The organism is Chitinophaga sp. (genome assembly GCF_035564935.1).
In the GTDB taxonomy this organism is placed as follows: domain Bacteria; phylum Bacteroidota; class Bacteroidia; order Chitinophagales; family Chitinophagaceae; genus Chitinophaga.
Map to the genome: position 1 here is coordinate 1 of NZ_DATMTE010000457.1, position 9,852 is coordinate 9,852.

At 47.7% G+C, this 9,852-nt stretch carries 6 protein-coding genes; 1 reads left to right on the top strand and 5 read right to left on the bottom strand.

Features of this window, described 5'->3' with window-relative positions; all coding sequences use genetic code 11:
• From VN105_RS11790 to VN105_RS11810, 5 genes are all read right to left on the bottom strand, one after another.
• Positions 1–937: family 16 glycosylhydrolase (locus tag VN105_RS11790; RefSeq protein WP_325641065.1), on the bottom strand; the 937-nt coding region annotated here is incomplete at its 3' end.
• 3 nt (positions 938–940) lie between these two features.
• Positions 941–1,825 carry a hypothetical protein gene (locus VN105_RS11795; RefSeq protein WP_325641067.1) on the bottom strand — a complete coding sequence of 295 codons (885 nt, stop codon included), beginning with the start codon at positions 1,823–1,825 and terminating at the stop codon, positions 941–943.
• 9 nt (positions 1,826–1,834) lie between these two features.
• On the bottom strand, positions 1,835–2,917 hold the full coding sequence (locus VN105_RS11800; RefSeq protein ID WP_325641069.1) for a hypothetical protein: 1,083 nt from the start codon (positions 2,915–2,917) through the stop codon (positions 1,835–1,837).
• Between the two features lie 28 nt (positions 2,918–2,945).
• Positions 2,946–4,445, bottom strand: coding sequence for a RagB/SusD family nutrient uptake outer membrane protein (locus VN105_RS11805; protein ID WP_325641071.1), 1,500 nt, complete (start codon positions 4,443–4,445; stop codon positions 2,946–2,948).
• Between the two features lie 24 nt (positions 4,446–4,469).
• Positions 4,470–7,685 carry a TonB-dependent receptor gene (locus VN105_RS11810; protein ID WP_325641073.1) on the bottom strand — a complete coding sequence of 1,072 codons (3,216 nt, stop codon included), beginning with the start codon at positions 7,683–7,685 and terminating at the stop codon, positions 4,470–4,472.
• A 328-nt stretch (positions 7,686–8,013) separates the two neighbouring features.
• Between VN105_RS11810 and VN105_RS11815 the strand changes: the two genes are divergently transcribed.
• A partial coding sequence (locus VN105_RS11815; protein ID WP_325641075.1) for a ligand-binding sensor domain-containing protein occupies positions 8,014–9,852 on the top strand: 1,839 nt, incomplete at its 3' end.

A 9,852-nucleotide genomic window follows, 5' to 3' on the forward strand; every position in this document is an offset into this window, starting at 1 on the left:
GTACAAAAAAGTCGTGATTGAATGGCAGGTTGTCTGCATTGGGGAAAGTATAAAACAGTTGATCATCTACATAAAACCTGAGCAGTGCAGGCGACCAATCCACTGTGTACTTATGAAACACGGTTGTTTCGTTCTGTATCATTACCGTACCCCCGTCTGCGTTAGCGCCGGAATGATTGGGATGATGCACGGTACCGTATATTTTCCCGGCTTCTCCGCCTTTATGTTCCATGATATCTATTTCACCGCAGGCAGGCCATCCGGCGGTGGCAACGTTGCTGCCCAGCATCCAGATAGCAGGCCAGGTGCCGGCGCCGGCGGGCAGTTTGGCGCTTACTTCTACTTTACCATATTTAAAAGCAAATTTATCTTTGGTAAGCAGCCTGGCGGAAGTATAGGCGCTGCCGGAATAGCTTTCCTTAATAGCAGTGATTTTAAGGATGCCATTGGCAATGCTTACGTTCTTCGGCCGGTCGGTGTAGTACTGTGATTCCTCATTGCCCCAGCCATTGTTGCCGGTGCCGGTATCGTAGCCCCATTTGGCGGGATCAGGTGCGCCGTCGGTGTTAAACTCGTCGGACCATACCAGGCCGGGGGCAATGGTTACCGTAATATCCAGCGACTTACTGATGCTAGGCCCATCGGCACTTTTCGCGGTTACCTTTACGGTATAGGTTTTTTGCCCGCTGCCGGAATAGGTGTAATTGGCTACACCATCGGCAACGGTTTTAACACTGCCATTTCCAAAGTCATAATCATAACTAATGGCATTGCCGGCCATTGCCGTGAAGGCCACAGCTCCACTGTTATCGGTACTTACTACCGCATTCAGTACGAGATTGGTAGGCGCAATTTTTTCCGGCGCCGTATTTTCATTTTTTCCGCAGCTGGTAGTACTGATCAGTAATGCCAGCATCATTCCTGTAATATATTTCATACGCTATTGAATTGCTATTATTTTAACATACCATGCACCCGGAGCCTGTAAGCAACGCAGGGTCATGTGTGTGGCGGTTCTTTCAAGCACCTGGTATTTATGCACGCCCTTATACATGCCCAGGTGTCCTTTGCCGGAAAAGGTGATATATTCTGTAGTGGCGCTGCCATCGTATCCGAATGTTTCCGTATAGGCGGCAGCTTTAGGTCCTGTAAGGGTATAATCGCCCTCGCCGGTAAGCGACGGATCAAAGTCTTTCAGGTATTCCTTTGAACCAAAGATATCATTATTGGTTTCATGGGTAAATACATTACCATTGGCAGTAAAGGTATACACATCATCGTAAATACCGAGGCCGGCTTTTTCGTCCGGACCGGCGGCCCACCACGCGGGATCAAATACCGCTGCATCCGATACGCCCAGGTGGCCCGGGGTATCTTTATCTACGCGCCATTTTTTGGTACCGTTGTTGGTAAGCATGGTCACCAGCGCAGGGTCGGGTTCAAATGCCCTGTACACGGTGATCTCCTGGGAATTGGTGCTGAAGTTGCCGGCTTTTCCATAAACGGTAACGGAAACAGTAAGCGTTTTTACCCCTGTATGATCGTATTGGTACTGGAAGATATTGCTGGTAGATGTTTTGGCGGGTTTGCCGTCGCCAAAATCCACGCGGTAATTAATGGTGTTATCGGCTACCACATTCAGCGTTATGGTGCCTTCGCCGCCACCGTTGGGATGTGTGGCGTCTTTGCCGGTGATGTCGATATTCAGCACCGGTTTTGATGGCGTGATGATATCCCCGAACCGGTAATCATCTTTGTTACAACTGTTCAGCACCATCAGTACAAGCAGCAACACCGGCGCCAATAGTTTTATATGTATTGTCATAATCGTGGATTAGTTGGTTAAAGTAATATCGTCAAATAAAAGTGTGAAGTTGTTACTGCCATCCCCGGTTACACCGTTGTCCAGGAAAAAGAGGATGTTTTGCAGGCGTTTGCTGTTATCTTTTATTTTTCCGGAGAAGTCGAAGGTGAGCTCTTCCCAGGCGTTGGCAACGGTAGTGGTCATCTCCACATTTTCCTGGAAAGTATTATCGCCGTTTCTTTCCAGTTGCAGTAATACCCTCATGCCTGCGCGCCAGGAATATACTTTTACTTTGAACTTTTTATTGTTGGTGAAATCGATGGGATCCGTCATGATGATGAAATTGCCCGCCCATACTTCTGCTTTTGTTTTCACGATCTTGCCAACGGTGGAACTGGTATTAATGCCGCCAGGTACGGGATTGGGAATCACGGAAGTAACGCTGCCGCCAAAATCGCCCCAGGCATAGCTTACAGCAGGCAACTCAAAAGTCATTGGCAGCGTAAGCGGATCATAAATGGTTACGTCTTTTGTAACAACGGTAGTGGCTTTTCCGCCGCTTAATGCTTCTGCTTTAACTGTGTAGGTACCGCCTTTGGCATATGTATGTTTTACACTGGCGCCGGCGGCAACCAGTACGAGTTCTTCACCGGGCGTTTCACCAAAAGATACCTTGATTCCGCCGGTGGCATACAGTGCATTGGCAGATACCGTGAGCTCATGTGCATTGCTGGTGGTGGTAAGCGTTACCTCTTCCGGCGCACGGAAAGTAACGGTGAGCTGTGCAGTAGTATCTGATTTTAACCCGCTCAAACCAGTGGTCACCACCTTCACCGGGTAGGCGCCTTCTTTATACACATGTGTGGTGTTCTTACCAGGCAACACTGTTACCGGCGCGGTAGTGCCATCTCCAAAATAAATATCATAGCTGGTACCTCCTGCGCTGTTGGGCGTAATAGTTACCTGCCCGGAATTATCATTGGCAATTTTAAACAACAACGATTCATCCGAAGGCGCCTTTATGGAGTTCAGAAACGAGAGGTCGTCGTCTGTTTGTTTCACGCAGCTGTTTAGCGCGAGCGACAGCAGCAGTATATATGGAAGTCTTTTCATGCTTTTTGTTTTTCGGTTGATAAAACGATTAGTATCCCGGGTTCTGTGGCAGGTTAGATATTTCCACTTCCCTTTGTGGTAACGGGAACAATTCATTTTTACCTGCTTTGAAACCGGTGATGGCAGTAGCTGCTTTACCTGTTCTTACCAGGTCAAAGAACCGGTCGCCTTCCATAGCCAGCTCCAGCCGGCGCTCTTTCCAGATGGCATCTGTTAAGGCGCTGCCGGTTAACGTGATATCATGCGCATTATCTTTGAATGCGCGGCGACGTACTTTATTCAGGTAAGTCTGCGCTTTGGCATCGTTGGGAGAAGTGGCGCGGTTGTTGGCTTCTGCCGCCATCAGCAGCACATCGGCATAACGGATGGTCCTGAAATTATTGAGGTAGTTTAGTTCCAGCTGACCGGAGGTTTCGCCTTTCCTCGGCAAATATTTCTGGTTGTATAAACCGGTATTTTTATACGGCGCCACCTGGTAAGTGATCTTATAATCGGGATGCGCGTTTTTATAGGCCTCAATATCCAGCACGGTAACGTTTTTCCGCTGATCGCCTGCGGCGTAGGCGTTGGCGAGGTTTTGTGTGGGCAGGTTAGTGCTCCATCCGGCGGCATACGGACTGCCACCGTTTAATCCACGTATTCCACACTGCTGTACAGAATAATTTCCCTGTCCGCGTGTGGCGGCTCCCCAGTTATAGTAGGGAGACAGGTTGGAGTATTGGATCTCGAAAACAGACTCAATGCCATTTTCACCGGACTGCAGAAAGATATCGCCAAACTCAGCCACCAGCGTAAAAGGACCGTTCACCACATTTTCCAGCATGGCGGCTGCTTCATTGAATTTGTTTTCATACAGTAACACTTTTCCCAGTAATGCCTGCGCGGCGTATTTGGTAATACGGCCGGCCTGGGGTTGCGTGGCGGGTAATACGGCAATGGCATTGTTAAGATCCAGCTCTATCTGTTTGTATACATCTGCCTTGGGTGATCTTGGCAATGTCCGTGAATCGGAGAGGGTTAGGCGTTTGTCGGCAAACAGGGGTACATCTCCAAAAAACTTTACCAGGGTAAAATAGTAATACGCCCGCAGGAAATAGGTTTCACCATACAAGGCTTCTTTTCCGGGAAAATCAACCGTAGTGCCACCTGGATTCTTATCCTTGAACTGGGTCATGTAGTTCACCCGGTTAATGCCCTCGTAGGAGGCGGACCAGATCTCGGTCAGGTAATCATTGGTGGTAGTAATGGTATAATCATCTATCTGTTGTAATCCCAATACATCGGAAGCGCTTTCACCGCCGCTTACAGAGTTATCTGAAGCGATATCGCCGATGGGAACGGCCTGGTTCAGCCACTGGATAGGAGAATAGGTGCTCACCGCCATGGTGCGGTAATCGCTTTCACTTTTCAGGTAGTCCTGGTCGGTTACATTGAAGCTGTCGCTCGGTTTGTAATCCACCCATTTTTTGCAGGAGTTGGTGGCGATAGTAAAACAAAGTATGCCTGCTATTTTCAGTATATTTTTCATTTGTCGTCTTTTTTACTTTGAACATTACAGTTTTAAATCAATACCGAAAGACCAGGTCCTGGCCTGTGGATAAACCCCTCTGTCGATACCGGAATCCATAATGCCGCCGGCAATTTCAGGATCAAAGCCGGAGTAACGGGTAAAGGTGTAGGCGTTTTTAACCTGGGCAAATACGCGGATCTGTTTAAATCCTGCATGGTTAAGTATGGAACGTGGGAAGGTATAACCCAGCTGTATGTTTTTCAGTTTTACGAAAGAGCCGTCTTCCACATACCTGTCGGATACCCGTGCATTGTTATTGGCGTCTGTAAACGAATAACGCGGATGGCGGGCATCGTTGGTGCTTCCGGGGCCGGTCCACCGGGCCAGCACATCGCGGAACTTATTGGTGTAGGTAGCGTTCCTTTCGTATGCGCGGTAAATATCGTTGCCTATAGAAGCATAGGTGAAAACATTGAGGTCAAAGTTTTTGTAACCCAGGGACAGGTTCCATCCCATAGTGAATTTAGGGAAGGGGTTACCGATGTCTGTTTTGTCTTTATCCGTGATTTCTCCATCGCCGTTCACATCCACGAAACGGATGTCGCCGGGTTGTGCGCCGTTTTGTTTGGGCGCTTTGTTAATTTCGTCGGCCGATTGGAACAAGCCTGCTGTTTTGAAGCCATAGAAATAGCCGGGCGCCTTGCCGGTTTCAAACGCAGTAACGGTTTGCGATTGCCCATTGAAATAGCTGCCGCCATAAAGGATAAAGGAATTATCTGAGTTAGTGCCGGTTACTTCGTTTTTGGAAGTGGTGAAGGTTACATTGGTACTGATGGAAAAGTCGCGGCCAATTTTATCCGTGTAACCGAGGTTCAGATCTATCCCACTACTTTTGGTAGAACCGATATTGGCATCGGGTACTTTGGCAGTTCCAAGGAACAGGGATACAATAGGTTTGAACAATAACCCTTTTACATTTTTCTGGAAATAGTCGGCACTGAAGTTAAATTTATTATGGAAGAAGGTAACATCAAACCCTGCGTTGAACTGGGTTTGTTTTTCCCAGCTCAGGGTGGTGTTGGCATACGAGCCTACTGTAGATCCCGGCAGGAACGTGTTGCCAAACGTATAGCCGTTGTTGTTACCATCATCGTAATTAGGCCCGCCTGTTACGATCCGGGGAAAGGCCGGGTTGGTGTTTTCATTTCCTACGGTACCATAGCTGCCTCTTATTTTCAGGTAGTTGATAATGTTGGAATGAAAGAAATCTTCCGAAGAGGCTACCCAGCCCAGTGAACCGGACAGGAAGTCGGCGAACTTATTGTCTGTACCAAAGGCAAAGGAACCATCCCTCCGCATGGTAACGGAAGCAAGGTATTTATCTTTATAATCATAATTAATTCTTCCGAAATAAGACAGGTTTTTGCGGAACCCTGCATATTTACTGGCAGTTTGCCCGTTCAGGTTGGCGGGAACATCTCCTTTGGAGTTATATACTTTTACCGGTACGTTATTGATGATGGTATCTATAATATAAGGAATAGCGGCAGTATTGATGCCCGTGGCCGCATTGTAATCGGCAAACTCCCATGAGTTAAAAGGCACATCCTGGCGGGTAACCGTCATCCCGTTGTTGGTGGATTTAAAGAAAGAGATACCGGCTACCGCATCAAAGTGATGATCATCTTTGATGTTGAAAGTATAGTTCAGGTAAGTTTCTGAAGTAAAGCTGGCAGCGCTGTTCTTAAACTCGCTTACGCTGTTGTGCGTAGAACCGGCCAACATGCCCAGTTCATTTTTGAGCGGGATGGCATTACCGTCTGCCCCCATGGTGTTTTCCACATTCAGCGGACCATAGAACACCAGTGGCGTGAAGTTTTTCCCGGTTTGGTCGTAATTGGTGTAACCGAAGCGGGTAGTGGCTTTCAGGTTCTTCAGGATGTCGTACTGTAATTCCACCTTTCCAAACAGTTTATTACCGCTGGAAGTATTGTAGGTATTTTCCAGTTTGGTGAGCGGGTTAAAAATTTCGGAAGTCAGCAGGTTGCTGAAGCTGTACTTTCCTGGTGTATTGGGTACTTCATTATACACCGGCAGGGTAGGGTCGAAGTTCAGGGCGCTACCGATAATGGAATTGAATGAATTTTCCTGTATTCCCTTATTTTTTATATTAACGAAACTGGTATTCACTATTAGTTTAAGACGATTGGTAACATCGGCGGTGATGTTGGCGGTACCATTGATCCTGTTGAAATTGGATTTACTGCCGCCGCCTGCAATACCATCCTGTCCGAGGTAACCACCGGAAATGAAATAGGTGATCTTATCGCTACCGCCTCTTGCGCTGGCGTTGTAGTTTTGCATGGGGGCCTGGTGGAAGATCTCTTTCTGCCAGTTGGTGCCTACGCCCATTTTAGAAAGATCAGGGAAGATGATATTGCCGCCGGAGGCCACGCTGCCTTCGTTAATGATACCTGCATATTCGGTGGCGTTCAGTACCCCGATGGTTTTAAATACTTCCTGTACCCCGTAATTGGCGTTCACGGTAATTTCAGGGCGTTGATTCCTGCGGCCGCTGCGGGTGGTGACCATAATAACCCCGTTGCCGCCTTTTACCCCGTAAATGGCCGTGGTAGCGGCATCTTTCAATACGTTGAGCGATTCAATGTCGGCAGCGTTCAATGCGTTCAGGTCGTCCAGTGTTTGGGGAACGCCATCTATTACCACCAGCGGATCGGAGCCGCTGTAAGAAGGGATACCGCGGATCAGCACAGTGGGCTTGGCGCCGGGGGAACCGCTTTGTATAACGCTTACGCCGGAAGCCCTTCCCTGCAGGGCTTCTTCCGCCCTTACCGGCCGGAGGTTAGCGATATCGGCGCCCTTAACGGTAGATATGGCGCCGGATATTTTGGTTACTTTCTGGGTACCATAACCTATTACTACCACTTCCCCCAGTTCTTTGTTGGAAACGGGCAATTGTACCAGCAGCGGAGAAGCGCCTACTGCCATATGAGAGGTGGTGTAGCCAACGGCAGATACATCCAGCACTTTTTCTTCCGGCGATACCGATATGCTGAAAGCACCGTTGGCATCTGCAGCCACGGCTGTTTTGGATACTTTAGCTACTACTGAAGCGCCGGGTATAGGCGACCCCGATTCGTCCGTTACCTTACCGGTAACGGTTTTGTTTTGCGCCCACGAAGCGGAGGCAAACAAGAGCAATAGCGGGATAAAAATGTTTAGTAATCGTTTTTTCATACGTGAATTTTTTTGTTGACGATGTTACATACGGGGTACTTTACCAGCACAAGATGTGTTGGCGGTAACGTGAAATCCCCTCGATAATCAATGGCTGCCTGTGATCTTTTTATGGCATGTTGGTGTTCTGCTTTTTTAAAAGGATGGATGATTTCAGTTGACTAAGTACTATTTTTATGCTGTTTTCATGAAGCTAAAATTACACCTTCCACAGAATGAGGCCAATTTTCTGACTACATCTATACTGCATCATAATTGGTTAAATGGTTGATTATTAATAAATTTAAACTACATCATTACTACATCACCGGACGTAATCCTATATTTTATGAAAAGATGGTGGCTGTTTTTTTTATGCATCGGCTGTTTCCGGATGGCTACCGGTCAGAATACGATCGGGCTACCCCAGATCATTAATTACAGTAAGAGCGACTACCAGGCGGGCACCCAAACCTGGGATATTGAACAGGACAGCAAAGGCATCATGTACTTTGCCAACAACGAAGGAATGCTTACCTATGATGGCAGCCATTGGAAAGCATACCCGCTTCCGAACCGTACTATTGTACGCGCCCTGGCTATTGATGCCGGCAACCGGATCTTTGCAGGCGGACAGGGGGAAATGGGCTACTTCGCCCCCGGGCAAAACGGTAACCTCGTTTATACTTCGCTGAGGGATCTTGTACCTGCTGCACAAAGTAAGTTTGCGGACATCTGGCGGATAGAAATTTATAAGGAGGCCGTTTTCTTCCAGGCATCTGACCGCATTTTCGAGTACCGGAACAATAGCATTAAAGTATATCCCAATGAATGGCTGTACATGAAGCAGGCCGGTAATAAATTATATGCACAGGATAAATATAGCGGGTTGCTGCAGTTCAATAATAATGAGTGGCAACCGGTAAACAGCACCCGTAAGTTTAACGACGGCCTGATATCAGGGATTATCGGTATCGGCACAGATACATTGCTGATCAATACCCAGGTGAGGGGACTTTTCTTTTTGCATAACGACTCCATTATTAAACAGCTGCCGCCCATTTCTTCCGGTAATGTAAATGTTTGCGCCCGGATCAATGCCACGGAAGTAGTAGCAGGCACCTCCGCAGATGGTTGCGTGGTGCTCAACTTCAACGGGGAAACTGTGCAGAAGATCTCCCGTACGGAGGGCCTGCAGAATAATGATGTGATCAGTGTTTTCCTCGATAAGAATAATAACCTGTGGGCCGGGCTGAACAACGGTATCAGCTTCATCGCCTATAATGCTGCCATAAAATATATTACGCCCAGCAAAAGCAACGAACTATCCGGGTACTCTACCCGCATCTTTAATAAGGAATTGTATATCGCCACATCGGATGGCGCATGGTATGTGCCATTGCCCGCTACCACCGGGGATCTCAGCTTTTCCAAAGGCGATTTTACCCGGGTAAGGAACAGCAGGGCAGAAGTATGGCGCCTCGATGAAGTGAACAATCATATCCTGATGGGGCAGCATATGGGCAGTGCAGTGCTGAAAGATCACAGCGCAGTACCGCTTTATGGGGAAACCGGTACCTGGTTGTATAAGCCGGTATCGTCGGTGTATCCGGCAAAAAATATCCTGGCCGGTACTTACAACGGTGTGCGGATGCTGGAATATAATGAAGACCAGTTTACTGATAAAGGGAAACTGGAAGGCCTGGGAGAAACACTGCGTTTCCTGGAAATAGATAATAACAATACTATCTGGGCTTCCCATCCGTACCGGGGAGTGTATCATTTACAACTGTCGGCAGACAATAAAACCGTGTCTTCGAAACTGCTTACCGATAGCGCGGGCCTGCCATCTGCGTTGAGTAATTATGTTTTTAAGATAAAGAACAGGGTGGTGTTTGGTACGGGTAAAGGGGTATATGAATTTGATGCAGCTGCCAACCGGTTTGTTCCTTCTGCTTTTTTGTCGCCTGTACTGGGAAACATGGAAATAAGATATCTGAATGAAGATGCCGACGGCAACATCTGGTTTTGCAGCGGGAAGGATATCGGGGTGATAAATTTTAACCAGCCCTCCGGCGGCAAACCGTTTACCATTACCTGGATACCGGAACTGAACGGGAAGATCCTGCTGGGCTTTGAAAATATTTATCCCTACAATAAAGAGAACATTTTTATAGGTTCGGAAAAG